The organism is Massilicoli timonensis, from assembly GCF_900199515.1.
Taxonomy (GTDB): domain Bacteria; phylum Bacillota_I; class Bacilli_A; order Erysipelotrichales; family Erysipelotrichaceae; genus Massilicoli; species Massilicoli timonensis.
The window spans coordinates 879,028-905,006 of record NZ_LT963434.1; the positions used below are offsets into that span (position 1 = coordinate 879,028).

The 25,979-nt window shown below is 45.1% G+C and carries 24 protein-coding genes and 1 tRNA gene; 3 read left to right on the forward strand and 22 right to left on the reverse strand.

Features of this window, described 5'->3' with window-relative positions; genetic code table 11:
- Positions 1 to 91 precede the first annotated feature (91 nt).
- The 13 genes from C1712_RS06325 to C1712_RS06385 all read right to left on the reverse strand — a co-directional run bounded on the left by C1712_RS06325 (position 92) and on the right by C1712_RS06385 (position 13,251).
- Complete coding sequence (locus C1712_RS06325) at positions 92 to 1,063, reverse strand: D-2-hydroxyacid dehydrogenase (RefSeq protein ID WP_102267809.1); 972 nt, start codon at positions 1,061 to 1,063, stop codon at positions 92 to 94.
- Positions 1,029 to 2,399, reverse strand: coding sequence for an MATE family efflux transporter (locus C1712_RS06330; protein WP_102267811.1), 1,371 nt, complete (start codon positions 2,397 to 2,399; stop codon positions 1,029 to 1,031). The genes C1712_RS06325 and C1712_RS06330 overlap by 35 nt, the downstream gene beginning before the upstream one ends.
- Positions 2,396 to 4,672: a U32 family peptidase gene (locus tag C1712_RS06335; RefSeq protein ID WP_102267813.1), complete on the reverse strand. Its 2,277-nt coding sequence runs from the start codon at positions 4,670 to 4,672 to the stop codon at positions 2,396 to 2,398. Before C1712_RS06335 ends, C1712_RS06330 begins: the two co-directional genes overlap by 4 nt.
- Positions 4,673 to 4,769: 97 nt before the next feature.
- A complete protein-coding gene (gene deoC, locus C1712_RS06340; protein ID WP_102267815.1) occupies positions 4,770 to 5,468 on the reverse strand; it encodes a deoxyribose-phosphate aldolase in 699 nt (232 codons plus the stop codon).
- 130 nt (positions 5,469 to 5,598) lie between these two features.
- On the reverse strand, positions 5,599 to 6,375 hold the full coding sequence (locus C1712_RS06345; protein WP_102267816.1) for a GntR family transcriptional regulator: 777 nt from the start codon (positions 6,373 to 6,375) through the stop codon (positions 5,599 to 5,601).
- A gap of 116 nt (positions 6,376 to 6,491) precedes the next feature.
- Positions 6,492 to 7,346 (reverse strand): PfkB family carbohydrate kinase, encoded by an 855-nt coding sequence (locus tag C1712_RS06350; protein WP_102267818.1) that lies wholly within the window; start codon positions 7,344 to 7,346, stop codon positions 6,492 to 6,494.
- Positions 7,347 to 7,356: 10 nt separating this feature from the next.
- On the reverse strand, positions 7,357 to 8,364 hold the full coding sequence (locus C1712_RS06355) for an SIS domain-containing protein (RefSeq protein WP_219718844.1): 1,008 nt from the start codon (positions 8,362 to 8,364) through the stop codon (positions 7,357 to 7,359).
- A 142-nt stretch (positions 8,365 to 8,506) separates the two neighbouring features.
- The gene (locus tag C1712_RS06360) at positions 8,507 to 9,298 is read right to left on the reverse strand and encodes a PTS system mannose/fructose/sorbose family transporter subunit IID (protein ID WP_102267820.1); all 792 of its coding nucleotides are present in this window, start codon (positions 9,296 to 9,298) and stop codon (positions 8,507 to 8,509) included.
- The gene (locus C1712_RS06365) at positions 9,288 to 10,085 is read right to left on the reverse strand and encodes a PTS mannose/fructose/sorbose/N-acetylgalactosamine transporter subunit IIC (RefSeq protein WP_102267822.1); all 798 of its coding nucleotides are present in this window, start codon (positions 10,083 to 10,085) and stop codon (positions 9,288 to 9,290) included. Before C1712_RS06365 ends, C1712_RS06360 begins: the two co-directional genes overlap by 11 nt.
- 74 nt (positions 10,086 to 10,159) lie before the next feature.
- Entirely contained in the window at positions 10,160 to 10,633 is a 474-nt protein-coding gene (gene agaB / locus C1712_RS06370) for a PTS galactosamine transporter subunit IIB (RefSeq protein WP_102267824.1), read from the reverse strand.
- Positions 10,634 to 10,783: 150 nt separating this feature from the next.
- Positions 10,784 to 11,647: a DMT family transporter gene (locus C1712_RS06375; RefSeq protein WP_102267826.1), complete on the reverse strand. Its 864-nt coding sequence runs from the start codon at positions 11,645 to 11,647 to the stop codon at positions 10,784 to 10,786.
- Positions 11,644 to 12,288 carry an HAD family hydrolase gene (locus tag C1712_RS06380; RefSeq protein ID WP_178200037.1) on the reverse strand — a complete coding sequence of 215 codons (645 nt, stop codon included), beginning with the start codon at positions 12,286 to 12,288 and terminating at the stop codon, positions 11,644 to 11,646. Before C1712_RS06380 ends, C1712_RS06375 begins: the two co-directional genes overlap by 4 nt.
- A 216-nt stretch (positions 12,289 to 12,504) precedes the next feature.
- Positions 12,505 to 13,251, reverse strand: coding sequence for a GntR family transcriptional regulator (locus tag C1712_RS06385; RefSeq protein WP_102267830.1), 747 nt, complete (start codon positions 13,249 to 13,251; stop codon positions 12,505 to 12,507).
- A gap of 160 nt (positions 13,252 to 13,411) precedes the next feature.
- Between C1712_RS06385 and C1712_RS06390 the strand changes: the two genes are divergently transcribed.
- A complete protein-coding gene (locus C1712_RS06390; RefSeq protein ID WP_102267832.1) occupies positions 13,412 to 14,092 on the forward strand; it encodes an MBL fold metallo-hydrolase in 681 nt (226 codons plus the stop codon).
- Between the two features lie 42 nt (positions 14,093 to 14,134).
- Here the strand turns inward: C1712_RS06390 and C1712_RS06395 are convergent, their stop codons facing one another.
- From C1712_RS06395 to C1712_RS06420, 6 genes are all read right to left on the reverse strand, one after another.
- Positions 14,135 to 14,497 (reverse strand): VOC family protein, encoded by a 363-nt coding sequence (locus C1712_RS06395; RefSeq protein ID WP_102267834.1) that lies wholly within the window; start codon positions 14,495 to 14,497, stop codon positions 14,135 to 14,137.
- Complete coding sequence (locus C1712_RS06400; protein ID WP_102267836.1) at positions 14,494 to 15,015, reverse strand: CpXC domain-containing protein; 522 nt, start codon at positions 15,013 to 15,015, stop codon at positions 14,494 to 14,496. The genes C1712_RS06395 and C1712_RS06400 overlap by 4 nt, the downstream gene beginning before the upstream one ends.
- A complete protein-coding gene (locus tag C1712_RS06405) occupies positions 15,012 to 16,805 on the reverse strand; it encodes an aminopeptidase P family protein (protein ID WP_102267838.1) in 1,794 nt (597 codons plus the stop codon). The genes C1712_RS06400 and C1712_RS06405 overlap by 4 nt, the downstream gene beginning before the upstream one ends.
- A gap of 140 nt (positions 16,806 to 16,945) precedes the next feature.
- A tRNA-Gln gene (locus C1712_RS06410) sits at positions 16,946 to 17,021 on the reverse strand.
- 218 nt (positions 17,022 to 17,239) lie between these two features.
- Positions 17,240 to 19,975: an AAA family ATPase gene (locus C1712_RS06415; protein ID WP_102267840.1), complete on the reverse strand. Its 2,736-nt coding sequence runs from the start codon at positions 19,973 to 19,975 to the stop codon at positions 17,240 to 17,242.
- Complete coding sequence (locus C1712_RS06420) at positions 19,972 to 21,102, reverse strand: exonuclease SbcCD subunit D (RefSeq protein ID WP_102267842.1); 1,131 nt, start codon at positions 21,100 to 21,102, stop codon at positions 19,972 to 19,974. The genes C1712_RS06415 and C1712_RS06420 overlap by 4 nt, the downstream gene beginning before the upstream one ends.
- 132 nt (positions 21,103 to 21,234) lie before the next feature.
- Here C1712_RS06420 and gltX point away from each other — a divergent pair, with 132 nt between their 5' ends.
- Positions 21,235 to 22,695, forward strand: a complete 1,461-nt coding sequence (gene gltX / locus C1712_RS06425) for a glutamate--tRNA ligase (RefSeq protein WP_102269789.1) — start codon at positions 21,235 to 21,237, stop codon at positions 22,693 to 22,695.
- Between the two features lie 159 nt (positions 22,696 to 22,854).
- Here gltX and C1712_RS06430 read toward each other — a convergent pair whose 3' ends face one another.
- From C1712_RS06430 to C1712_RS06440, 3 genes are all read right to left on the reverse strand, one after another.
- Positions 22,855 to 23,172, reverse strand: a complete 318-nt coding sequence (locus tag C1712_RS06430; RefSeq protein WP_102267844.1) for a branched-chain amino acid transporter permease — start codon at positions 23,170 to 23,172, stop codon at positions 22,855 to 22,857.
- A complete protein-coding gene (locus C1712_RS06435; protein ID WP_102267846.1) occupies positions 23,169 to 23,864 on the reverse strand; it encodes an AzlC family ABC transporter permease in 696 nt (231 codons plus the stop codon). The genes C1712_RS06430 and C1712_RS06435 overlap by 4 nt, the downstream gene beginning before the upstream one ends.
- Positions 23,865 to 24,023: 159 nt before the next feature.
- A complete protein-coding gene (locus tag C1712_RS06440) occupies positions 24,024 to 24,227 on the reverse strand; it encodes a cold-shock protein (RefSeq protein WP_102267848.1) in 204 nt (67 codons plus the stop codon).
- Between the two features lie 263 nt (positions 24,228 to 24,490).
- Between C1712_RS06440 and C1712_RS06445 the strand changes: the two genes are divergently transcribed.
- The gene (locus tag C1712_RS06445) at positions 24,491 to 25,870 is read left to right on the forward strand and encodes an ISNCY family transposase (RefSeq protein ID WP_102269713.1); all 1,380 of its coding nucleotides are present in this window, start codon (positions 24,491 to 24,493) and stop codon (positions 25,868 to 25,870) included.
- Positions 25,871 to 25,979: the final 109 nt, after the last annotated feature.

A 25,979-nucleotide genomic window follows, 5' to 3' on the forward strand; every position in this document is an offset into this window, starting at 1 on the left:
CGCAGTCTTTTTTTCTATCAATCAGGTATTTCCTTTTGTTTGATGCATACGAAGCAGCCTAGTGCTCTTGCGGTGAATCACGATCCCTTTTTCAGCGAAACATCAGATCCTCATCAAATTGGCGATACCCGCTTTGTCGATCGACCATATTCAACAGTGGCTTTCCTTTCATAAAACGCTCTAAGTTTTCTTTTACCAGACAAAGGAAGCGGTTGCGCGTTGCCCGAGCGTTCCAGATTCCCGCACAATGCGAAGTAAGAAAAACATTGTCTAAGTCCCATAGCGGATGGGTCTGCGGCAGCGGCTCCTGTTCGAATACGTCAAGACAGGCACCGCCGATCGTTTTCTGTTTCAACGCTTTGATCAAAGCTTCTGTATCAACAGCGCTGCCTCTGCCGACATTGATCAAGACCGCGTCTGTTTTCATCCTTTCCAGCATGTCCGCATTGATGATATGATGTGTGCTTTCATGCTTTGGCAGACACAAGGCGACGACATCACAGCGCGGCAGGACATCAGCCAAGGCCTCTATGCCATACTGCTCCTCAATGTAAGCAGGCCGTTTTTCCTGATGATGACGACGGATCCCGATCGTATAGGCACCCATCGCATGCATGCGTTTGGCAAAGGAAGAGCCGATATCCCCAAGCCCCAGGATCAGCACATTGCATCCGTCGATCGAGCGCACTTCACCGCTGTTTTCCCAGATCCGCTGCTGCTGATGCGCTTGACAGGTCTTGAAGCGGCGAAACTGAAAGAGCAGCGCGCCGATCATATGTTCACTGACAGACAAGCCATAGGTTCCGCTCGCATTCGTCAAATACACCGTTTCAAACATCGGATCATCATAGTACGCATCACTTCCCGCACTCATCAACTGCACCCATTTTAACCGCCGGCATTGTTTTAGCTGTTCTTTGCCGGGATTGCCGATGATGATATCAGCATTCACAAGCTGTTCCTTACTAGGTGTTTCCGCATACATATAATGGGCAAACAAATACGACTCCAGCCGCATTTTTTCATCTTCATTTAACGATACCATGACCAAGATCCGTAACATCTAAACGCTCCTTTCTTTCCTTTCGCATATAGGCGATCACCATCCCGCCGCCAAGTAAAAAGGACGTCCCTTCCGCCGCGCTCACGCTGAGCCATACCCCGTTCATCTGATAAGCGGTGCTGAGCAGAGCTAAATAAAGCAGGACCAGCACAAAACCGCGCAGAAGGCTAAGTCCCATCGAGCGATACGCCAATTCGATCGACTGGAAATAATACATCATCATCGTATTGGCGCAGAGAAAAGGCAAGCAGAGAAAATAAAGCCGCACGCCTCTCGCCGCTATTTCACTAAGCGAGCGATCTCCACTCGCAAACAGCGAAACGACCGCATTCGGAAAAACGGCCATCATGAGGTAGGCACCGATACCGCTCATGCAGGTGATGCCAAATGCCACATAGAAGCTATGCCGCACCCGTTTGTAATGTCCGGCACCGAAATTCGTGGAAAAAAGCGGCTGGGCCGCCTGGGCAAAGCCATTGATGATGCCTTTTGCGACATAGGCGATATTGGTAATGATGGCATAGGCCGCCAAATACAGCGCGTCGCCGACCCGCAGGATCACATAATTCATGACGACCACCACCGCACTGACACTGATTTCCATCAATGCGCTTGCCATGCCATTCGCAAAGATCCGCCCTAACAGCGAAAAGGAAAAGCCGTGTTTTGTGAAGCGCAGGGAGCAGTCCTTTTTGAAAAAATGTGTCGATAACAGGAAAACGGCAATGATCGGCGCAATCCCGGTCGCGATCGCCGCACCCTGCATCGCATCATCCAGCAGCACGACAAATACATAATCTAAGACGATGTTCGTGAAATTGCTGATCAGCATTGCCGCCATTACCAAATTGGGTGCATGATCACCGCGTATCAGTACTTGCAGCGCATAAGACAAGACCGCAAATACGCTCAATAAATGAATCGGCGTCATATAATCGACGACATATGGCAGCAATTCTGCGGTTGCCCCTAAAAACAAAGCGATCTCCTCCATAAAAAGAAGTCCCACGATCGTCATAAGCAAGGTAACAACGATCGTAAACAGCAGTGCCAGCGTAAAAGCCGCATGCTTTTGACGGAGCTTGTTTTGTCCCTCTAAAATAGAGATGGTCGTTGCCCCGCCGATCCCCATAAGCAAACCGAATGCCGAATAGAAGGTAAAGATCGGCATTGCGATATTGAGCGCCGCTAAGCCAACGCTGCCGCTTCCCCGCGCAATAAAATAAACATCAGCCAGACAATACAAAGACTGAGAAGCAAGCGCGATGATCGTGGGAATCAGATAGCGGATATAAACACGCGATACCTTTCCTTCCAACAAGCCTTTCTGCTTCATGAAAGCTGCTCCCGCTTCGCTTCGATCCGTTTCACGATCTGCTTGATCACCGTTTCCTCTTCCTCATAGAAATGCACATGGAAACTGCGCACACCTGCCTCATAGAATGCAGGAAGCGCATCGATCCAATCGCGTACCTGCGGTGATAACACATGCATCAGACAATCCTCATCACCATATAATGGAAAGCGGCGTCCTTTTTCATCCTGCAAGGCATAGTGATGCGCATGACATTTCCCGCAATGGATCGCACCGTTCGCCAATACATCAGCGATGACACAATGCTTGGAGATCATATCCTCCATTCTGCCATAGATCTTGATACCTGCCTGAAAGGTCGTACCGAAACGCTGTCGGTATGCTTTGATGATGGCTGCTGCCTGTTCTTTTTCACATTCATCTGACAAGCAGATATCCTCTATGCCATATTCTTGCAGAAAACGTACCGCCGAAGCGTTTACCACATTGAGCGATGCACCGCTGATCTTTGCCTTTTTCGATCTTAAACCGCCGATTTCCTGAATCAGGGTTTCCTCTTGATAAGGATGCGTTTTGACACGTGATGCACCTTTTATCGCATGGATGCCTTCTTTTCGCAGTGTTTCCCAAAGCGTTCCGTAAGCGACGATTTCTCCCTTTGCATCCTTTAACGCCGCTGCCTGCCTGCTTTGGTGCACATGATAATACACCTTTAGCGGATAAACGCTCTGAGGCGATGACGCGATCGCTTCCACCTCTTTCCACACTGTTCTTTCTTTATAACGGCGCATGCGCTTATGTGCCAAGGCATCTAAAGCATTTCTTCTCACCTCATTTAACGCCTTATTGGCGATAAACAAGTGGTCCTGCACCTCGATCTGCATAGATGTGATTTGGAAAGGCGTATCGCCGCATTTAGACAGCTGCTTCGCGATCGCTTCTTTCCCCATGCCGGCGCTTTTTGCCGCTTCACAACCGATCTCACTTTCCGCATATACTTCCCGCTCCCCATCATTCACCCAAAGCCGCACGACATGACCAACTTTCAATTCAGCACGCATTTTAATCAAGACCTTACGCGGTCTTGCCTTTACCTGTGCCTGCAATGCCTGTTCCAGCAGCACATCACTGCTTTTGATCAGTTTCGCACCGACCTCGACATAGCCTCTTTTATCAAGCGCGACCTGTTCACCGGCCTTGGCGTGAGAAATCAGCCTGCCGCTTGTATCATACATACGATTGACGATGAAGCCATCATCCTCTTTTGCTTTCAAAATACGCACCCCATCACCCTGATGCAGATCTGCACACAAAGAAACAGAAATGCGATCCCGGCGCACCGATACCACTTTGCCAAGTGCTACTCCCATATGATTGGGGCGATATTGATTGATGAGCTGCGGTCCTCTTTGTTCATACAGATGTCCCAGCGTAAAACCGCGATGAAACAATCGCTGCAAGGCTGGCAGATCCTGCCTGCTGTGATAAGCTTTTTTCTGTAAATGCGCGTCAATGGCACGGCGATAACTGCTTACCACCTGCGCCACATATTCACTTTTTTTCATGCGCCCCTCTATTTTGAAGGAAGCAACCCCGGCATCGATCAGATCCCCGATATGATCTAAGGTACAAAGATCCTTCGGCGACAATAAATAACTGCCGGCCGATGCGACCTTTTGTCCTTCTTCTAAAAGCGTATAGCGCATCCTGCAAGGCTGCGCACACATGCCCCGATTACCGCTGCGCTTGAATAAATCGGCGCTTAACAGACACTGCCCCGAATAGCTGACACAAAGCGCACCATGCACAAATGCTTCGATTTCCACATCTGTTTCACAAAAGCGGCGCAGATCCGCCAAGCTCGTTTCTCTGGCAACCACCTCACGCTTTACGCCATATTCCTTCAACAAGGCGATTCCGTCTTCCTGATGCACGTGCATCTGTGTAGAAGCGTGCAGCTCCATATCCGGAAAATGCAAATGGATCAGACGCAGCACCCCTAAATCCTGAATGATCAAGGCATCTACATCACTTTTCTGCAATTCTTCCACATAAGCAAGACAAGCTTCCATCTCCTCTTCGTAAACAAGCGTATTGACCGTTACATAGACCTTTACCCCATAAAGGTGTGCATAAGCGATCGCTTCTTTTAACTGCTCCCGATCAAAATTAGCCGCAAAGGCTCTTGCCCCAAATGCCTGTCCTCCCAAATAAACAGCATCTGCCCCACACTGTACCGCTGCCTCAAGCGCCTCCATTGATCCAGCCGGCGCAAGCAATTCCACTTTTCTCATCTGCTCACCTCAATTTAACTGTAATGATTATAGCGAAGTTTTATCAAAAACACAATGAATGCCCATCTTAAAATCCTATCATGAAAAAAAGCTGCTCTTAACAGCTTTCTTTCCGTTTTGTCAATTCATGAATCAATGAGATGCCGCTGCTTGTGCCGATTCGTTTCGCTCCGGCCTCGATCATGGCAAGCGCCGTGTCCAGATCACGAATACCGCCTGCCGCCTTCACCGCGATCGCTTCATCGACGTGTTCTACCATTAGTTTGACATCTTCAAGGGTTGCTCCGCCAACACCGAAACCGGTGCTTGTCTTAATGAAATCGGGTCTGACACGATTGGCAATTTCACATAGTTGGATCTTTTCCTCATCATTCAAATAACAGTTTTCGAAAATTACTTTACAAATGACATGATACTTGTGACAAAGCGCTACCATCTGTCTCATCTCATCCTCGATATACGCATAGTCATGGTCTTTTACTTTTGTCAAATTGACGACATAATCAATTTCATCGGCGCCATTTCGCAGTGCATCCTCACATTCAAACAGTTTTGTTGCAATGGTCGTCTGCCCCAAAGGGAAGGAGATGGCGGCGCCTACATGCACAGCACTGTCGCACAGCCACTTTTTACAGCAGGAAGTCTGCACCGAGTTAATGGCTACCATGCAAAAGCCATATTCTTTTGCTTCCTCACAAAGCTTTTTCATGTCCGCTTCGCTCGCATCCGGTTTCAAGTTCGTATGATCAATATAAGCAGCTAATTCTTTTGCATCCACATTTACACCCGCTTTCATTTGTAATGACATTATATCATATTGGAATAAGGATGTAAATATTTTCTGTCAGTCATTTCCTTTTTTTCACACAATCGGTTTACCTTAAACACCCTTTATCCTAAAAAAAGAAGCCTTCGCTTCTTTTTCCTTATTGATTGATGCACCCCTTAAAATCAGGTGATACGACATCTAAACGCATATTATAGCGTTCGCTCAGATAATATGCGATCGAATACTCCAGCGGCAGATTCTCAACTGAAAATCCTTTCGTTACGATGCGTAGGATCGGTGCACCTTCCTTTGTTCCAAGCATTTCCGCGATCTCAGCCGTCGCCGCGATGGCACGCACACTTTTTTCCGTTCTTGCGACATACAAACCATACTCTTTTTTCATATTTTCATAGAGCGATACCTTCGCAAAGTTCAGATTTTCAATCCCGCGAAACAGCCTGTAAGGAATATAGGTAAACTCAAAGACCAGCGGTTCGCCATCCGCAAAACGCAGCCGCTGCAGTGCAATCGCTTTTCCATCACGCAGCTGCAATGCCGAAGCAATTTCCGGCGAAGCATTTTCCACCGCACATTTTTTGACCTCTGTGCGATGCGTTACACCAAGCGCTTCCATCTCCTCATTAAACTGCATGATCTTATTGACAAATTTAGAGGAAAGCGAGTGCTTTGCCACAAATGTTCCTTTTGCCCGCTGTCTGGTCAAATATCCCTCATTTACCAATTCCGCAAAAGCCTGTCGCAGCGTCGGCCGAGAAATGGCATACAGCTTGCACAGTTCTTCTTCCGTCGGAATCAGATCTCCTTCATGCAATTCATTGGCTTCGATCTTGTCAATGATGAATTGCTTAAACTGATAATACAGCGGAATTGCGGACTGTCTTTGCAGAACAAGTTTTTCATAGAGTTTATCCATGGCGCGCCGCTCCTTTCTTACAATTTTATTAGTTTATAACATTATAACATAGAATTGACTGCTTATCTAATGAAAAAGAACATTCTATCTGCTTGCGGCCCTGTTTTCTCCTTTTTCTACTCCATCATTTTACGTGGATAGCCATAACCTCCTGCGCGCAGACAGTTTTGCGCCGCATAACGCTTCCCTGCTTCCATCGCTTTTTGCATTTGCGATACCGACAGTACTTGCCCTTTCTGCCAGCCGCTATCCACCAATTCACGAACACAGGCAGCTAAATAAGAATCACCGGCACCCATCGTATCCAGCGGTTCCACATAGGCAATCGCACCGCGTATAAAATCGCTGCCGTTATAAAACAACTGCCCATCACCATCCGTGATCAACACATGCACTGCACCATAAGCATGTATTTCACGGGCAAAGGCCTTTTGTTCCTCCTCGCTCCTATCATCACAGGAGAACAGCGCCAGATCCAAATAAGGGCACACTTTCTTCAAATAATCGTCTGTCCGATATTTATCCTTGGTGCTGAAATCATAAGTGATCACCCCATGACAACGCTTCAATAGAGCGATCTGATCTTCCATATGGGCGTTACAGCTGGAATGGATCACATCAAACGTATCCAAATAAATCAGATCGGCTTCCTTTAACATCGGTGCGCCGGGCCAATTCTTCCCTAGATCTACCTTGACAAACTCCCGTTCCCCTTCATAAACATTCACATCGCATTTCTTTGTCGTACCGTCTTTCACAAATTCACAATGGGAAAGATCCACTCCCAGATCACACAGGCTCTCTTTGATCAGTTTCCCTTCTGTATCTTCGGCAATTCTGCCTAAATAGGCGCTTTTCTCCCCTAAAAGCGCCGCATGTGCCGCCACATTGACGGCATTGCCGCCGGGATACATGACTTTTAAGTTCAGATAGCGATCTACTACATTATCGCCTACTCCCACTAATCTCATAAATACGCTCCTAATAAGACTCCACGCGATAGTAACGGCGAATGTCTAGTGAATGCTCGGTAACTGCCTCCATATTTTTGGAAATGCGCTGCAAGATCGCATTCATCACGACCGGCGACAAGATGCCTCTGAACGCATCGCTGATGCCCGCAAACGGATAATCCGCCGTATCGAAGCATGTGAATTTATCCGTATGCGTTTCTAAGAAACGTTTTACCCGCAGATCGAGTTCTCTTGTTTTGCCTTCTGTCACCACCAGTGTACAGCACACACCCTTTTCTACCAGTTCCAATGTCCCATGAAAAAACTCCGGCGAAGATACCGACTTGGTGCGGATCCATTGACTTTCCTCCAATACACACATGGCGAACGCATAGCATACCGGCCAGCAGTTGCCTGAGCCGATCCAGATATTGTATGGTTCTTTATGATAATCCTGTGCATACTGTTTTGCTTTTTCATCAACGGCGATACGCACATCACATAATACCTGCGGCAAATGCTTCAGTTCATCCGCAAACTGTGGATATGCGTCAAAATAGCCCTCTATATGAAGCAGCTTCCCAATCAACAAATACAAGATCAGTTCCTGTGGCCGTCCATCTCCGTAAACAACGCTGTAATCGCTGATCTTCTCTAACGGCGAATCACTTTTACCGATCACCGATACCAGTCGCACCCCTTTTTCCTTTAATACTTTGGCAGCTGCCATCGTTTCTTTCGTATCGCCGGACTTTGACGCTAAAAAAGCAACGGTTCCTTCCTTTACCTGATTATGACCGCAGGCAAGATATTCTGCGGAAATCATGCGGTATACCGGAATATCCGACATCTCATTTACCATATCCCAAAATGGGTCCATCATCGCCTGGCTGCCGCCGCTGGAAGTAAAAAACAGGTTGGTAAAGTCTTCTTTGCAGATCACTTCCGCAATATGCTCGATCATCGAACGCTTTTCATAAATAGACGCTCCGATCTTCAAAAAGTTCTGTTCATCGAAATTAACCATTTCTTTCATCTTATATCTCCTTATTTATGACACATCTTCCTATTGTCATGCTTTGTTTCCATTTGTCAATAAACACACTAATGTCCTAACATTTCAAAAAAAAGAGGACCCCCGCTGCCGCGGAAGTCCTTTTTAACAGTTATTTATCAGATTACATCCATCCTAAATAGGACATTGCAATGCCGAATACGATGATTCCTAAGATAACTGCCAGTACAGACATGTTCTTTTTCTTGAACAAGTAGTAAATTAAGAATACAAAGCCGAGCGGCAGGATATTTGGCATAACATTATCGAAGATGCTCTGTACCGTAGCTTCATTGATACCGTAAGTTAAGCCTTCGCCAAATGCAAATGTGATATAAGTCGGAATCAACCCGCCGACTACCATGACACCCAAGATACCTGCGGCACGAGTGATCGCGTTCGCATTTTCAGAAATCGTAGAAACCGCTTTTGTACCTAAGCTATAACCCAAACGAGCAAACCAGATACGAGAGATCGCTGATACGAACCAAATTGCGATATACAGAAGCGGTCCAAGCGGTGAACCGTCTTGTGCTAATGAAGTACAGATTGCGGCAGAAATAGGGAGCAGCGTAAACCAGAAGATCGCATCTCCAAGTCCTGCCAATGGTCCAAACAAACCGTTCTTGATATTGCAGATCAAGGTACGATCTTCTCCAGCTTCTTCCATAGAAACGATCAGACCCATCAAGAAAGTTGCCATGTGCATTTCAGTGTTGATGAATTCCATGTTTTTGGTCATGAAGTCAGCCAACTGTTCTTTATCATCACCATAGATCTTTTTAATGGTAGGCAACATAGAGCAAGTAAAGCCCAGCGCCTGCATACGTTCAAAACTGAAACCGATCTGTTCAATAACTGAGTACAAACCTAACTTTGTTAAGTCGCTCTTTGTAATTTTGTAATTAGATGCCATCTTCGTCGTCACCTCCATCTACTGCAACTGCCGCCGCAGAAGCAGCTTTCATTTTCTGGTTGTACAGATAGTCGATATAAGCAATCGCAACTGCAACCATCGCAATCGGAAGTACATTGTCAACTCCGGTAAAAGTAGCCATGAAGAATCCGATGAACAGATAAGGAATGTTCTGGTTGTTTAACATAACCATCAACAATAAACCCAAACCTACTGCCGGAAGCATGTTGCCGGCAACTTCAAAGCCATGTACCAATTCTGTTGGGAAGGCATTAACGAAGTTCTGGATCGGTTCCTGTAAACCATAAGCAGCCAAGAACGCAACGATTGCCATTGCCCCTGACTTTACGAACCAAGCGCCGTAGCAGATACGTGTAAATTTACCTGTATCCCCTGCTTTAGCGGCTTTTTCACACATACGAACAACAGTTGAATAAGCTGTGTTGAAGAAAATACCTAACCACTGTGCCAATAAAGCAAATGGCAAGGAAAGACCAAGTGCTGTTTCAGCACCTCTGCCTGTCGTATAAGCGATGACAACAGTCATGAAACCTGCCATCAGCGGATCAGGCGGTACGGTACCTCCTACGGTAAGCAAGCCCAGATATGAAAGTTCGGCAACGGCCCCGGCCTTAATGCCTAATTCCATATCTCCAAGAACGATACCTGAGAAGAATGCCACTACCATTGGTCTGAACCAATAGAATGCTTCCATCTGCTGGTCCAATGCACAGATGAAAACGACAATCATCAGCAGAAGTCCTTGAATTAATGTAATTTCATTCATCAAAACCTCTCTCCTTTCATGATGAAATATTTTTATCAGCTATCCCCAAACAGCTGAATAAAAACCGAATGTAATTAGATATCGTATTTCTTGTCGCCCGGCGCGATCTGAATATAAACCTTCGTACCGGATGCCTTGATATCCTCAAATGTTTTCAAGTCCGCATCATCCACATATACATGGGATTCTTTCAATACATGCTTGCCTTCGCTCGCATGCATATTGCCGACATTGAGTTCCTTGATCGGAACACCGCCCTGAATCAGCTTCAGTGCATTTTGCGGTGTTTTACATACCAAGAATATTTTTTGTGACGCCTTTGCTTTATGAATGATATCGATCGTTTTCTGCAAAGTGAAGAAACGAATTCCCACACCGACAGACTGCGCTGTCATATTCATCAAAGACTGTTGTACCGGATCGTTTGCGGCATCGTCATCGGCAACGACGATCAGATTCGGTCCGACTGCGCCGACCCAGGCATTACCAACCTGTCCATGCACCAATCGGTTATCAATACGTGTTAATAAAATATTTGGTTCTGACATAATCATCTCTCCTTTTCCTATATCAGATATGACACAATAGCGTTGTGTAACCGTTTTCTAAGGAAATTTTACTGCGTTTCTTTGAATATGTCAATATGTAATAACATTTTTGTAGGTGCAATCCCCTTCCAATTATTTACATGATCTGCATCATGCTTTCGTATCTGAAAGATCAGCTTCCTTTTGCTTTGCTTTAGGCTCTGCATTGATCACGATATTGATACATACCGCTCCCAATAAGACCGCAGCGCCCAAAAACGCATAAGTTCCCGGTACTTCCCCATAGGCGAGGAATACCCAAAGCGGACTCATGATCGTTTCCAGAATACCGATCAAATTGGCGCTGATGGAATCGGTATGACGGATCCCGATCGCAAAAGTGATGCCCGCAAAGCCCATCTGCAATACGCCGATCAGCGCCAGTCCCAGCATGCCTTCCTGATTTAAGGAAGATAACTGCCCTAACAAAGGCAGGGAAATGGCGATCTGTAAAAGATAGGCAAACTGCGTGCTGTCGCTGGGTCTTGCCTGCGGTAAAGTATTTAAGAAAAACACACCGCCGAAGAAAATTCCGGATATGATGGCAAACAGATTGCCTAACATCGCCCCCTGATCTAATTTCCCGAAAAAGAACAGGATCAGCCCGCCAAACGCCATGCCGATTACCGCCATTTGCTTCCAAGCAGGACGACGGCGATAGTAAAGGCATTCATAAAGCAGGCAGAAAATCGGCGATGCGTATTGCAAGACGATCGCATTGGCAGCACTTGTCATCTGATTTGCCAATATAAAGGTAATGTTGGTCATACAGGAACAAAAACCGGCAAGCGCCGCGGTCTTCGTTAATGAGATACGCATGCTCTTACGATAAATGCCCATGATCACATAGGCGATCATACAGGTTACACCGGCAATCAGCACCGCATTCAGATCAACCATACGATAAAGCAAGCCGCCTAAGCTCCAGAAGAATGCCGTTATAAAGATCAACGCATTTCCCTTTGCCCGATTCATTCCATTACCTCTAACAACGCTTTCACTTCCCGATAATCATCGATTAAATAATCAGCCTCACTTTGATCATACCCAAAGCGATCATCTCTGCGGGCAATGACGCTCATATGCGCGCGCACCGCTGCTTCAATGCCATAGGTACTATCCTCGATCACAATACATTCTGACGCGTCTAATCCCAATCGTTTTGCGGCTTCTATATAGATAGCCGGATTCGGTTTTGATTCGTGAAACATCTCCCCGCTTAAATAGAACTCAAAATAAGAATCTAATTCGATCGCTTTCACGATTTCTTCAATTTCAAACATACGTGAAGAAGAAGCGACGATCATGCGATATCCTTTTTCTTTCAAATATTCGATCAGTTCTTTCAAATGCGGAAACATCACGCTTTTCCAATCCTGAAAACGACCATAGCGTTGGTTCATTTCCGCAAACACTTCTTTTTCTCCCATCGTATCTCCAAGCAGCCGATGAAAGAGTGCATCATAATGTTTGGAAGTACCGCCGGCGATCGCATTCAAATCACTGTCGGTAAAAACCGCTCCTTTATCATTCAGATAATCGATCAGTTGTTTGCGATACACACTTTCACTGTCAATCAATACACCATCCATATCAAAAATTACTGCCTTCTTCATTCTAACCTCCTGTACCATACCAATTTCATGTTTTACTATACCAAAATGGAATTGATGTTGTCAATCCTAAATCGTAAATCAATCACGAAACATGATAAAAAGCAGGTATTCTCACCTGCTTCTTCATTCGGTCATGATGCGTTTCTATTGTTCAGTGTTTCTGTTTTTATATGCCGATACACCCAGAGCAAGCACACTTCCGCAACATACTAAGCTCTATTTACGAATATCGACATCAAACACATTGCGTTCGCCGGGATAGATCGCAACCGAATATTCGATCGGCACATCATTATCATCATATGCAATGGTAATGACCTTATGTACTGCGCTCTGTTTTCCAACCTTTAACAGCGCCGCATCTTTGCTATCGACGATACATGCCTCGATCGTTCTGGTTGCACGCATCACACTGACATGATAGCGTTTTTCCAGTACATCGTATAATGCCTCTTTTTCAAAATCGACCGCTTCTATGCCCTTAAACTGCTTCGCCGGCAGATAGGTATCGACCAATACCAGCGCAATATCATTGCCAAAACGCAAACGCCGCATATGGAACACCTTTTCCTGCTCACTCAGCTGCAGCTCTCTTTGCGCCTCTGCATCCTTTTCCAGGATCTCGCTTTTCAACAGATCGGTGCGTGCTTCTAAGCCCAGTTTCTTCATCTCCGTGTGAAAACTCATCAGTTCCTTGAAAAAACTGCCCTTGATTTCCGGTTCTTTGACAAAAGTGCCTTTCCCTTTATGGCGGGCGATCATGCCCTTATTGATCAGATCCGCATACGCCTGTCTTACGACCGGGCGAGAGATCCGAAACCGTTTGCACAGTTCTTCTTCTGTCGGCAGTTTCTCATGCGGCTTTAAGATCCCCTCTTTGATTGCCTGCTCCATGCACATCTCCAGCTGATAATACAGCGGTGTGGCGACAACTCGATTTAATTTAATGTAATGAAAACTCATATATCAATTCTCCCAATTTGTAATAAAGTCTTTACTTTAAGTTAATTATACTCCCTTATTTTATAATTACAACCCCCTTTTTCAACCGCTTACATTCATTTTGTGCAGTCCTTTCTAAGCTGTGCTATAATGGAAGCAAACGTGCAGAAGGAGGTCTTTTATGAAAATTACTTATCTATATCATTCCGGTGTTATCGTGGAATTAAGTTCGCATATTCTGATCTTTGATTACTGGAAGGGTAAACTGCCAAAGCTGCCTTGCGATAAAACGATCTGTGTATTTGTGTCGCATGCCCACGACGATCACTATCAGCCTGCTATTTTCAAACTGCTTTCCTACTGCCGCGATGTTACTTATATCTTTGCACAGGATATTTTAGCGCCTTTCCCTTACTATGCCTGCGGCAAGAACGAAACGCATTATATCAAAGATCTGAAAGTAACGACCTTTGCCTCAAATGATGAAGGCGTGGCGTTTTTGGTAAGCGTGGAAGGAAAACAGATCTATCACAGCGGCGATCTACATTTGTGGAATTGGCCGTGTGAAAATGAATCGGACCGCCGTTTTCTCATCTGGCAAAGACAGGTATTTGAAGAAGCGATGCAAAAACTGCATGACTGCTCGATCGATGTCGCGTTTTATCCGATCGATCCCCGATTGGAAGCACAGACATTAGATGGCATCCGCGCTTTTCGCAAAGCGGTTTTCGCCAAGCATGTAATCGCCATTCATTTTGCGGATCGCATCGATGAGGTAAAAGCGATGATCGCACAGGATCCGTTATTACAAGAGGATCAGGGACTTCATGTATTGATGCCCAATGAAAGCATTACGCTATAAAAGGAAAACGCACCATGCGCTGACATGATGCGTTTTTTTCGATTATTTCTGAGGAACGATCTCGATCCAGTAGTCATCGGGATCATGAATGAAATAAATGCCCATTGCCGGATTCTCAAAGCAAATACATCCCATCTTTTCATGGTGCGCGTGCGCTTTTTCCATATCATCGCAGACAAAGCATAAATGACTTTCATTTTCACCCAGATCATAGTGCTGCGGATGATCGTTGAGATATGTCAGCTCCAGTTGAAACAGATTTTGTTCATCGCTTAAATAACATAAAGTAAAGTTGTCATACTGTTTTTCCTTAACGACGTGAAGCCCCAAAGCCTCTTTATAGAACGCTTTGCTTTTATCCAGATCGGTTACATTGATATTGCAGTGCTGAAATAAAAATTTCATAAGTCTTTCTTCCTTTCTCGACAGATGGGAATACCCAACTGTGTTTTGACGCCGTTTTCATCTTCGGCGCTGAACCAATAGCAGTCTGCCTCTTTTCCTTCATAGGAAAAACGGTGATACTGCGTTTTTTTCTTTTGCAGGAGCGTTTTTAAGTGCCGGATCTTTTTAGGATCCAGCCGATCCTCTAAGATCAGGATCTGTTCCCGCAAGGCAGGCGGTGAGGTGACGATTACGCTGTGCGCATACCTTGAAGCGTATTGCTCCCATTTCCCCCTATCGCTTTGTGTTTCATCTATTGCCCCGTAGATCACAAAATCATGTGCCTGATCGACATACAAAAACGGATGAAAATAAGCATACGGCTGTCCACAGCAGGAGCAGGTTCCCTGAAAATAAGTATTCTTTAAGATCGCTTCCCGGATTTCCGGTTCTAATGTCGCGGAAATCAACTGTTCGCTTTTTACATAGGATACATGCCCACAGTGCAGACAACGCACCGATATTAAGATCTCTTTCATGAAATCGCGCGTGTATAGTGTTTCAGCCAGTCGATCTCATCTTGATATAGATACGGTGACAGTGTTTCAAACACATAGCGATGGTAAGCATTGAGCCATGCTTTTTCGCTTTGATTCAGCATATCGGCATCGATCGCATCTAAGTCGATCGGGGCAACGGTCAAAGTACCGAAACGTAAAAATGTACCGTATTCGTTTTGTTCCTTGAAACGCACCACCATTTCATTTTCGATACGAATGCCATGACTGCCTTCGATATAAATGCCCGGTTCATTGGTCGTGATCATACCCTCTTCCAAGATACAGCTGTCGTTTCGCTCCGGCACGATCTTCCAGCGGAAACCATTAGGACCTTCATGTACGCCTAAGACATGACCGACGCCATGTCCGGTTCCACAGCGATAATCAATGCCCATTTCCCAGATCGGTCCTCTTGCTAAAATATCTAAATTCATGCCGCGGCAGCCTTTTAAGAATACCGCCTTTGACAGATGAATGACACTTTTCAGCACCGCGGTAAAGTGATGACGCTGCTGTTCACTGATCGTACCCAATGCCATCGTGCGCGTAATATCGGTCGTTCCTTGCAGATACTGACCGCCGCTGTCCACTAACAATAAGCCTTCTGCCTGTAATGACGCATTGCTGGCAATCGTTGCACTGTAATGCATCATCGCCGCATGCTCCTTGTATGCGCAGATCGTATCAAAGCTCGGTTCGATAAAGCCGTCCTGTTCCCGCCGCTTGTTTTCCAGATATTGCTGCACACTGAGTTCGGTCATTTCCATCTTGCCGACATTGGTTTTCAGCCAGTACATGAATTTCGTAAAGGCTACACCGTCTTTCACATGGGCTGCTATGGTCTGCTCGATTTCCGTTTCGTTTTTTACCGCTTTCATCATCTGGGTGCAGTTTGGCTGATCGATGATCCCCGCTTGATTGGTAACGGCATTATACAGCGCATAATTGATCTTGCCAAGATCCATTAACATGCGTCCTTCAGAATATTCCGGCAGATCTTCATATACCTGCTCATATGGTCTGACGGTAACACCGCAAGCGGTAAAATGATCCTTCATCTCGGTTGTCAGCTTCTTTTCCTCTACATAAAGGTACGCCTTGTGAAGAGAAATATAGGCATATGCCAGCACCACCGGAAAGTTTTTCACATCAAATCCGCGTAAATTAAACGTCCACGCAATATCATCCAGCGTATTTAACAATATCGCATCTGCGTTCTCTTTTACCAATCTTTCACGAATGGATGCCAGTTTTTCTTTTACACCTTGTCCGCAGTATTTCTCATCCAGTAAAAAAGCCTTAGCCATCGGCAGTGCGGGACGCTCTTCCCAGATGAAATCAACTAGGTCATATTTGACCGCGATCTTGCCTTGCTTGCTTTCCAGCTTCTGTTTCAGCTCTAAAACCGTTTTGGCATTCATCACCCTGCCGTCAAAACCGACAATGCCGTTTTCTTCACATTCCGTTACCGCATAATCCAGTAAATCCGGCGTATCTGGTTCTCCCATTTTCATCAAGTCGATGCCGCTGCCGGCTAACTGCTCCTTTGCCTGGATAAAATAACGTCCATCGGTCCATAATCCCGCTTTTTGCGCAGTAACGACCAGCGTGCCGTTTGAACCGCTGAAACCGGAAAGAAACTGCCTTGCCTTAAAATATTCCCCGACATACTCCGTTTCATGGAAATCAGATGTCGGTACGATATAAACATCCATATGATGCTGCTTCATCAATTTACGCAGCTGTTTTAACCGTTCTTTGATGATCATAACAAAAACCTCCCATTTGTCTGTTATTATAGCACTTTTTTTATAGGGTGGAAACTGATGCGATACGCTTATTTTTATCCTGCCTGCTATTCTCTGTATGCAAAAAAGCGAGCCTTTCACAGGCCCGCATTGTTTTTCTATGGCTGGGGTACTTGGATTCGAACCAAGGAAATGCCAGATTCAGAGTCTGGTGCCTTACCGCTTGGCTATACCCCAATATCGTTTACGCATGTGCAATTATATAGTTTAATTCTATGTTTGTCAATAACAAAATACTATTTTTCGCAAATTCCTCGTTTGACCGCTATTAACTTAATCATTCATCATACACAAAACAATGCGTAAAAAAGGACTGCCTCCTCAGCTTGACAGTCCTTGCATATCAATTATTTTGGGAATGTGCTGCTTTGATAAAAAGACATACGTATTTCCTGCTAAAGCAATTTGATCCGGCTTCCTTTCTGTTTGTCTTTTATAACGAGGATCTGACGGTCGATGCGCTGCTTTAATTCTGCGACATGGGAAATGATACCGACCTGACGATTGCCTTCCCGCAGTGCTTCCAGGGTCAAGATCGCCTGCTCCAGTGCATCCTCATCTAATGAACCGAAGCCTTCATCAATGAACATCGTATCCAAATGGATCCCGCCGGCCTGCTGCTGGATCTCATCGGCTAATCCCAATGCCAGTGCCAAAGATGCCTGAAAAGACTCGCCGCCGGATAAGGTTTTCACATTTCGCAAGGTGCCGCTGTAATGATCCAGCACATCTAATTCTAATCCGCTTTGTGCACGATGATCGACCGTTTCCTGTCTGCGCTGTAATTCATACTGTCCCTTTGACATCATCATAAAGCGCAGGTTGGCATGGGCGAGAATACGGTCAAAATAATTCATCAAGACATACGTTTCCAGCATGATCTTCGCTTTCCCGCTCAGCATCCCATTCGCTGTATCCGACAAGTCCTTCAGCCAAGTCAATCGTTCCTCGCTTTTGCTTAATGCCTGTCTGCGCTTCTTGATATTGTCATAGATCTTGCGATGCGCTGTGATGCGCACAAATAAACGCTGCTCAGCTTGTTCCATGATTTCTTCCTGCGTTTTCGCAGCAGTCAGTTTTTCTTTTAATCTGACAGGATCTCCATGCGTAAAAGTGTGCAGCTGCCTTGCAACGGTTTCCAATCGCCCCTGTGCCTGAAAATAGGCGTTCTGCTTGCTTTCCTGCTGTTTTTTCACTGTTATGAGCATATGCTCTAATTCCTGCATTTCTTTGATACAAGCCTCATAGGCGAAACGCGCTTCCTGTTCGCTTGCATATTGCAGCTTGCTTCTTTGCTCTGCCAAGGCCTGCGTCTGTTTCTGATAGCTGCTTTGACTTTGAAATAAGTTCATTTCCTGCTGCCGCACTTGCTCTTGCAGCTGTTTTGCCTTTTGTTCTTGCAACGGCAATTCTTCTCGCCTTTGTTTTTGCAGCTGCGCTTCCTGTTTCAAGGCTTCATAATGCGTTTGCTCTTGATCGATGTGTGCCCGCAAAGCATCACACGCCTTTTGCAGATCTGTTTTTGCTAAAGATAACGCTCGATAGGCTTTCTCATAATGTTCCTGCAACTGCTCTGCTTTGCTTTTGGCACTGCCGGCCTGATGGCTGGCGGTAACCATCTGTTCTTCTAAGCGGAGGCTTTCTTCACGCAGCTTTTGCACCGTATTTTCATCGATCGATTCCTGCTTGCGTGCGGCCGGCTTTGGATGATGCAGCGAACCGCATACCGGACATGGCTTCCCTTCCATCAAGGTCTGTGCCAAAAGGCCGGCCTGTTCATCCAGCAGTGCTTTTGATGCCTGCTGGTAAGCCTGTTGTGCTGTTTCTGAGCGCTTGGCGATCATCACATACGTTTCCTGTTCCCGCACATAAATCTTTTTTGCCTGCATCAGTTCTTTTTCCAGTGTATGCAGTTCTTCTAACTGTTGAAAACGCTGTTTCTGTTCTTTTAAGCGCTGCTCCTGTGTTAATAATAACAGCGCTGCATCCTCGCTTTCCCGCTCCTGCTTTTGCATTTGCTCATAGTGCTCCTGCGCCTTGAAAAAAGCCTGTCGGTATTCCTGTAAGCGTGCTTCCTCCTGCTTTTGTGATAACGCGACTGCCGCAGTTTCCCGTTCCAGATGCGCCAGTTTTTCATAATCGGATTTGGCACTTTCCAAAGCCTGTTTTTTTAACAGCAGCTGATCGCGTTCATTTTGCAGTTTGTTGTCTGCAAGCTGCTTTTCGATCGCTTCCAGTTCTTCTTTCCATACGGCAAGCTGTTCTTCCAAACGCTGTTTTTCTTCTTGCAAAGCCTGATGTCTTTCTGCTTCTTCCAGTTGTTTACGCAGGTGATCCTGCATCTGCCGATGATCTTCACGCTGTTTTTTCTGTGTTTGCAAAGCATGTTGATCCTGCCCGATCTGCTCTTCTAAATAGGCAAGCGCCGTTTCCATACCGATCCCCTCCTGCGCCTGTCTGATCCACTCCTCCAAGATCGTTTCGTCCGCTTCGATCGCCTGCATATCCTGTACGATCGCATTGCGGATCCGGCGGACATCACTTTGCTGCATGAGATAATCCTGCTTGATACGGTTTTGTACTTCTAAATAAACATCGCTGTGAAAGATCTTGCGAAAGATCTGTTTCCGCTCCTCGGTCGAAGCCAGCAGCAATTTCAAAAAATCTCCCTGTGCGATCATGGCGATATGGGAAAACTGACTACTGTTTACGCCAAGGATCGTTTCGATCTGTTTGGTCGCCTCTTTGTTTTTGACAATGACGCTGCCATCCGGCAAATAAAGTTCAACACTCGCTTTTTGAACGATCAAAGCATCGCTTCGCTTAGAGGGACGCGTATATTCCGGCGTGCGTTTGATGCGATAGATCCGGTCCTGATGCACAAAGCGCAAATCGACATAGGTTTCTGTCCGTACATCTGCATATTGACAGCGCAGCATCTCCCCGGCACGCTGTTTTCCGCTTGTTTCCCCATACAGTGCAAACGCAATCGCATCAAAGATCGATGTTTTTCCCGCACCGGTATCGCCGCTGATCAAATACAGCGCGCAGTCTTGCAGTTTCGTAAAATCCAGTGTGGTTTCCTGCGCATAAGGACCAAACGCACACATGATCAAAGTCTGCGGTTTCATGATTCCACCTCGATTTCTTCCATGAGCGAACGGATATACTGCTTTTGTACCTCACTCATTTCCTGATGATTTTGCATGCGGTATAATTCTTCAAACAGCTCTGTTCCGCTTTTCTTGCGATCGACGCTCTGATTGCGCAATATGGATTCCTGCTTTCTTTGATTATCGTAATCCAGCTTCAACAGATTGGGATAAATCGTACGCAGCTTGCCCATAGCATTCACGATTTCCGTTTCATCACAAAGGGTAATATGCAGATAATCATCGGTATTTTTATTTTCATAAAAGGCTTTGCTTGTAACCTCTGCATAAGTGCCTTTTAGTTGTACTACATCGTGCAGCGGCTGAAAAGGGATCGTATCGATCTGCACCTTTCCTTTTTCTTTCAATTCAATGATCGTCATAGATTTTACATGATCGCTTTCTGAGAAAGAATATTTTAAGATCGAACCACTGTAACGGATCGCTGCCTTTCCCACCTGCTGCGGCTTATGCAGATGTCCTAATGCCACGTAATCAAAGCCCTGCAATAAAGAAACACTGATTTCCTCACTGCCGCCGATGCACAAACGCTCAGAATCACAGCTCTCTCCACCGCTGAAAAACTGATGTGCGAGCAGCACTGCGCGTTTGTCTTTCGGAAGCGTGATCTGCTTCAATAAAAAAGCAAACGCATCTTCATAGGTATCGATCTGCACATCGGGATCAAGTGCACGCAGCATTGCCGGTTTCACAAAAGGAAGCAAATAAAACACCACGGTGCCAAACGCGTCTTCCTTTTCCACCGAAGTGATCGCTCCATCATAAAGAGAAGCGATATGAATATCATTTTCCTGCAGCAGGGAAGCCGCAAACGCAAGCCGTCTGCCCGAATCATGATTTCCGCTGATCAGATACACACTGATCCGATGCATGCTGAGCTGCTTCAAAAATGCGTCAAATAATAAGATCGCTTCTTCGCTCGGTATGCTTTTATCATAAATATCACCGGCAATGAGCAATCCGTCAATGTTCTTTTTTACCGCTGTCGAAACGATCTGATCTAAAATCAAGCGCTGATCTTCAAGCAGGCTGCATGCATGCAGACGTTTTCCTAAATGCAGATCGGAAATATGCATCAGTTTCATCGCGCGCCTCCTTTCTTTTTCCTTTTTTTCTTTTCTTTTATTCTATCATAGCCGCTTACGAAAATACAGTTGCGGTTGCGATTGTCGCTTTCTTATTATATAATGGAAAGGCTAATGAAAGGGGCAAAACTGATGAATAAAGTAAGAGTGCGTTATGCGCCGAGTCCTACCGGTTTTTTACATATCGGCAATGCGCGGACAGCCATGTTCAACTATCTGTTCGCGAAGCATTACGGCGGGGACTTTGTATTAAGAATCGAAGATACGGATATTGAAAGAAATGTTGAAGGGGGCGAAGAAAGCCAGCTGCACTATTTGAACTGGCTTGGCATCGATCCTGATGAATCACCGCAGAAGCCGGGGGCATGCGGACCTTATCGTCAGATGGAAAGATTGGATCTTTACCGTGCGATCGTCGATGAGATGCTGGAAAAAGGCTATGCATATAAATGCTTTTGCACAGCGGAAGAGCTGGCAGAGGTCAAAGCCATTCAGGAAGCGCAGGGGCAGGCGCCGATGTATAATCGCAAGTGCGCCCATTTAAGTGCGGAAGAAATCGCAGAGAAAGAAGCGGCAGGCATGCCGTATGTCATTCGCGTCAAAGTACCGGAAGGCAAGACCTATACATTCGATGATATGATCCGTGGTACGATCTCATTTGAGTCCAAGGATATCGGCGACTGGGTCATCGTAAAAAGCAATGGGATCCCGACTTATAACTTTGCGGTCGTGGTCGATGATCACCTCATGAATATCACCCATGTATTCCGTGGTGAAGAACATATTTCCAATACGCCGAAACAGCTGATGATCTATGATCTGATGGGCTGGGAACCGCCGAAATACGGACATATGACGCTGATCGTCAATGAAAATAAAAAGAAGCTGTCGAAACGCGATCATTCGATCATGCAGTATATTTCACAATACGATGAAAGCGGCTATCTGCCGGAAGCGATGTTTAATTTCATGGCGCTGTTAGGCTGGTCGCCGGAGGGAGAAGAAGAAATCTTCAGCAAAGAAGAACTGATCGCGCAGTTCAGCGAACATCGTCTTTCCAAAGCGCCTTCGGTATTCGATGTTAATAAATTGAAGTGGGTCAATGCGCAATACATTCACAAAATGGACAGCGATGCGTTTTATGCGCATGCTCTGCCGTATCTAAAAGCAGCGATCGAAAATCCGGATATCGATCTGAAAGCGTTATGCGCCATCATCCAGCCGCGTATTGAAACGTTCGGCGAGATCAAAGACGCTGTTGATTTCTTCAATGCGCTGCCATCCTATGACAATGCGTTATATACGCATAAGAAAATGAAAACCAACGCGGAAATTGCCCTTGCCTCATTGAAACTGGTCGTACCGGTCTTGGAGAAGCAGGAAGAATGGAGCAATGAAGCGCTGTATGAAACACTTTGTGCGATCGCCAAAGAGCACGCATTAAAAAACGGACAGGTGCTGTGGCCGGTGCGTACCGCTTTATCCGGGAAAGAACGGACGGCAGGCGGCGCAACGGAAATCGCCTTCCTGTTAGGCAAAAGCGAAACGATCAAACGCCTGCAGCAAGGTATCGCGCAGCTGGAAGCCGCTTAAGCGCTGTTAATGAAAAACATTCACCGTTTGCGTGAATGTTTTTTTATTCTCATGAGGATCTAACAATGAGATGTGGAAACGTGCTGTCGTTTATTGTCGAAAATCCATGTTTCCACCCATTTTCTCACTGCTTTGCTTCTAAAATAAAAACCAAAATTTCTAACAGAAAGGAAGCAGGATCATATAACAGAGCGTTGAGAGGACGATGCTGAAAAGAGTATTTCGCTTCCATACCTGCAACAGCACAACGAGCATCACACAGCCGATCTGTAAAAAAGCATGCGTCATTGCGACAGACGGCAGATCCTTTAAGCAATAGACCACAAGCATGCCCATCATCGCATAAGGAAGCCACGCACCCAGATCTTCGATCAGCGTGAACGGTCGTCTTTTCTGAAACAGGATAAACGGCAATGTACGCAATAAAAGTGTTACAAGCGCCATGACAGCGATCATGGACAAAGGATTTTCGATCATTTTAACGCCTCCTTTTGGCGCAGCCTTTTTCGGATCGCACACAGCCAGATACAGATCAGCACCATCGCCGCAAGCAAGAAGTTATCTTTTCCAAATAGCAACAAACAAAGTGCGGAAACACCCAGACCGATCAAGGCCGGACGATGCTCTTTCACACTGATCCACTGTTCTACAAATACCGTAACAAACAGCGCTGTCATCGAAAACTCGATGCCCGCCAGATCAAAGGGAATGATCGTACCAAGCAGGGAACCGCAAAGCGTACCGATCACCCAGTACAGCTGATCAAAAAGCGAAACATAAAAATAATAGGCATGTGGGTCTGTTACGTTGCTTGGCGCACCATTGCAGACCAAAGAATAGGTTTCATCGCTCAAAGCATGCATCAGATACAGTTTCTTCCATCCTGCGCCCCGATAGCGCTTTAACATCGAAAGCCCGTAAAACAGATGCCGGGCATTGACCATAAACGCCGTCATAGCTGCCATCCATAGATTGGCGCTGCTGCTGAACAGCGAAACAGCCGCATACTGCAAAGAGCCGGCATAAACAAATACGCTCATCAAAAGGGCAAGTCCCATCCCATAACCCTTTGCTTTCATCAATATTCCAAACCCCATGCCAAGCACCAGATAACCGGCCATGACCGGTATCGTTTTTCCCCATGCCTGCCTGATCACTTCACGCTTCATCCCCTCACTCCTTTTATGATCCGGCTGTTTGCCGCCGTCATTCCTCTTGTTTTTATTTACGTTTCATTATACCGACAGATCGATTTCATGACAAGCATTTTATAAAATGCGGCTTTCATAGAAAAAGCCCGGCACCCGCCGGACTTTCCTCGCTGATTTTTATTCTACAACTGTTACGTTTGTTGCCTGCGGACCTCTGTCGCCTTCAACAACATCGTAAGTTACAGTCGCATTGTCTTCCAGTGTTTTGTATCCTTCCGCATTGATCGCAGAGAAGTGAACAAAGATGTCCTCTCCTGCATCATTTGTGATGAATCCATAACCTTTCTCAGCATTAAACCATTTTACCTTACCTGTAAACATATTCGCACCTCCCAGAAGAGCCATACAAACACTCAAATGATGCTCTATAACGGAATATCAAAACGAATGTATTGTGATAACTTTCTTAAATATAGGATATACTGCAATGCTCAAACAGTCAAGTTTTTTTGCCTATTTTTCATTGAATTATATGAATCGAAAATGATAATGTCTTAATGAAACGGAATTGAATTTGTCCCAAAAGTGATATATGATAAACCTTTCGTGAAAGAGAGGTTAATATGAGAGAGGTTGTATTAAGAATGAAAGAACAATATAAATATGAAATTATTAAAAAATTAGTTGATACCAACGGAAACAAGAAAAACGCTGCTTTGAAATTGCATTGCACGATCCGTACCGTGAATCGTTTGATTCTGTTATATCAGAATGAAGGAAAAGAAGGTTTTATCCATAAGAATAGAAACAGGAAACCTTCTACTACTATTCCTGAAGATACAAGACGTAAAGTGATCGATCTGTATCGTACTAAATATCACGATGCCAATTTTACTCATTTTTCTGAACTCCTTTTGAAGAATGAGAATATTTCTGTTAGTGATTCTACTATTAAGAAATGGTTATTTGATGAAGGGATCCTTTCTCCTAAAGCAAGAAAGAAAACGATCAAAAAAATGAAATCTATCTTGAGCGAACATAAGAAACGATCAAATTCTAAAAAAGAACTGGTTAAGATCGAGGAAAAACTTGAACGCTTAGATAGATCTGATGCTCATCCTCGCCGTCCTCGTTGTGCTTACTTTGGTGAATTGATTCAGATGGATGCCTCTCCTCACCTTTGGTTTGGTGATACCATCTCTCATCTTCATTTAGCGATCGATGATGCCACCGGTATGATCGTGGGTGCTTATTTTGATCGTCAGGAAACATTAAATGCTTATTATCAAATTACCTACCAGATACTCACTGCTTATGGCATCCCTGCTAAGTTCTTCACAGACCGTCGTACTGTTTTTGAATACAAAAGAAAAAACGCATCTTCTGATGAAGAAGACACGTTTACACAGTTCTCTTATGCCTGTCATCAATTAGGGATCGAATTAGAATGTTCAAGCGTTCCGCAAGCAAAAGGGCGTGTAGAACGCTTGAACCAAACCCTGCAATCTCGTTTGCCTATTGAGCTTAGACTTGCAGGTATTTCCACCATAGAGGAAGCCAACGAGTTCTTAAACTCCTACATAAAAGAATTCAATGACATGTTCTCTCTACCCTTAAATAATACTAAAACAGTATTTGAAAAGCAACCAGAGAACACAAAAATCAATCAAATCTTAGCTGTATTGAGTACACGTAAAATAGACAACGGTCACTGTATACGCTATAAGAACAAGTATTACATACCTGTTACAAAAAATGGAATCAGGACATACTTGAAAAAAGGTACTACAGCCATGGTCATCGAATCCTTTGAAGGAAGTTTATATGTCAATATTCTTGATCAGCTTTTCGTTATGGTAGAAATTCCTGAACATGAAGAACTATCTAAAACTTTTGATGTACAATATGAGAAACCTAAACAAAGAAAGTACTATATACCGCCTATGTCACATCCTTGGAAACATGCTTCTTATCTCAATTATGTGGCAAAACAAAAGCACCGAATGAACGGTGCTAATGTTTGACTTTTTTTGGGACATTTTCATTTTCGCTTGACAGTTTTTTTGCCTATTTTTCATTGAATTACAGTCATTTTTTACGTTTTTATCCGATTTGCAGTATTTTGTGTCATCT

Excerpts from the sequence above, each read along its gene's own strand:
- C1712_RS06325 (WP_102267809.1), bottom strand. The coding sequence starts at position 1,063 with ATGTTACGGATCTTGGTCATGGTATCGTTAAATGAAGATGAAAAAATG.
- C1712_RS06330 (WP_102267811.1), bottom strand. The coding sequence starts at position 2,399 with ATGAAGCAGAAAGGCTTGTTGGAAGGAAAGGTATCGCGTGTTTATATC.
- C1712_RS06335 (WP_102267813.1), bottom strand. The coding sequence starts at position 4,672 with ATGAGAAAAGTGGAATTGCTTGCGCCGGCTGGATCAATGGAGGCGCTT.
- deoC (WP_102267815.1), bottom strand. The coding sequence starts at position 5,468 with ATGAAAGCGGGTGTAAATGTGGATGCAAAAGAATTAGCTGCTTATATT.
- C1712_RS06345 (WP_102267816.1), bottom strand. The coding sequence starts at position 6,375 with ATGGATAAACTCTATGAAAAACTTGTTCTGCAAAGACAGTCCGCAATT.
- C1712_RS06350 (WP_102267818.1), bottom strand. The coding sequence starts at position 7,346 with ATGAGATTAGTGGGAGTAGGCGATAATGTAGTAGATCGCTATCTGAAC.
- C1712_RS06355 (WP_219718844.1), bottom strand. The coding sequence starts at position 8,364 with ATGAAAGAAATGGTTAATTTCGATGAACAGAACTTTTTGAAGATCGGA.
- C1712_RS06360 (WP_102267820.1), bottom strand. The coding sequence starts at position 9,298 with ATGGCATCTAATTACAAAATTACAAAGAGCGACTTAACAAAGTTAGGT.
- C1712_RS06365 (WP_102267822.1), bottom strand. The coding sequence starts at position 10,085 with ATGAATGAAATTACATTAATTCAAGGACTTCTGCTGATGATTGTCGTT.
- agaB (WP_102267824.1), bottom strand. The coding sequence starts at position 10,633 with ATGTCAGAACCAAATATTTTATTAACACGTATTGATAACCGATTGGTG.
- C1712_RS06375 (WP_102267826.1), bottom strand. The coding sequence starts at position 11,647 with ATGAATCGGGCAAAGGGAAATGCGTTGATCTTTATAACGGCATTCTTC.
- C1712_RS06380 (WP_178200037.1), bottom strand. The coding sequence starts at position 12,288 with ATGAAGAAGGCAGTAATTTTTGATATGGATGGTGTATTGATTGACAGT.
- C1712_RS06385 (WP_102267830.1), bottom strand. The coding sequence starts at position 13,251 with ATGAGTTTTCATTACATTAAATTAAATCGAGTTGTCGCCACACCGCTG.
- C1712_RS06390 (WP_102267832.1), top strand. The coding sequence starts at position 13,412 with ATGAAAATTACTTATCTATATCATTCCGGTGTTATCGTGGAATTAAGT.
- C1712_RS06395 (WP_102267834.1), bottom strand. The coding sequence starts at position 14,497 with ATGAAATTTTTATTTCAGCACTGCAATATCAATGTAACCGATCTGGAT.
- C1712_RS06400 (WP_102267836.1), bottom strand. The coding sequence starts at position 15,015 with ATGAAAGAGATCTTAATATCGGTGCGTTGTCTGCACTGTGGGCATGTA.
- C1712_RS06405 (WP_102267838.1), bottom strand. The coding sequence starts at position 16,805 with ATGATCATCAAAGAACGGTTAAAACAGCTGCGTAAATTGATGAAGCAG.
- C1712_RS06415 (WP_102267840.1), bottom strand. The coding sequence starts at position 19,975 with ATGAAACCGCAGACTTTGATCATGTGTGCGTTTGGTCCTTATGCGCAG.
- C1712_RS06420 (WP_102267842.1), bottom strand. The coding sequence starts at position 21,102 with ATGAAACTGATGCATATTTCCGATCTGCATTTAGGAAAACGTCTGCAT.
- gltX (WP_102269789.1), top strand. The coding sequence starts at position 21,235 with ATGAATAAAGTAAGAGTGCGTTATGCGCCGAGTCCTACCGGTTTTTTA.
- C1712_RS06430 (WP_102267844.1), bottom strand. The coding sequence starts at position 23,172 with ATGATCGAAAATCCTTTGTCCATGATCGCTGTCATGGCGCTTGTAACA.
- C1712_RS06435 (WP_102267846.1), bottom strand. The coding sequence starts at position 23,864 with ATGAAGCGTGAAGTGATCAGGCAGGCATGGGGAAAAACGATACCGGTC.
- C1712_RS06440 (WP_102267848.1), bottom strand. The coding sequence starts at position 24,227 with ATGTTTACAGGTAAGGTAAAATGGTTTAATGCTGAGAAAGGTTATGGA.
- C1712_RS06445 (WP_102269713.1), top strand. The coding sequence starts at position 24,491 with ATGAAAGAACAATATAAATATGAAATTATTAAAAAATTAGTTGATACC.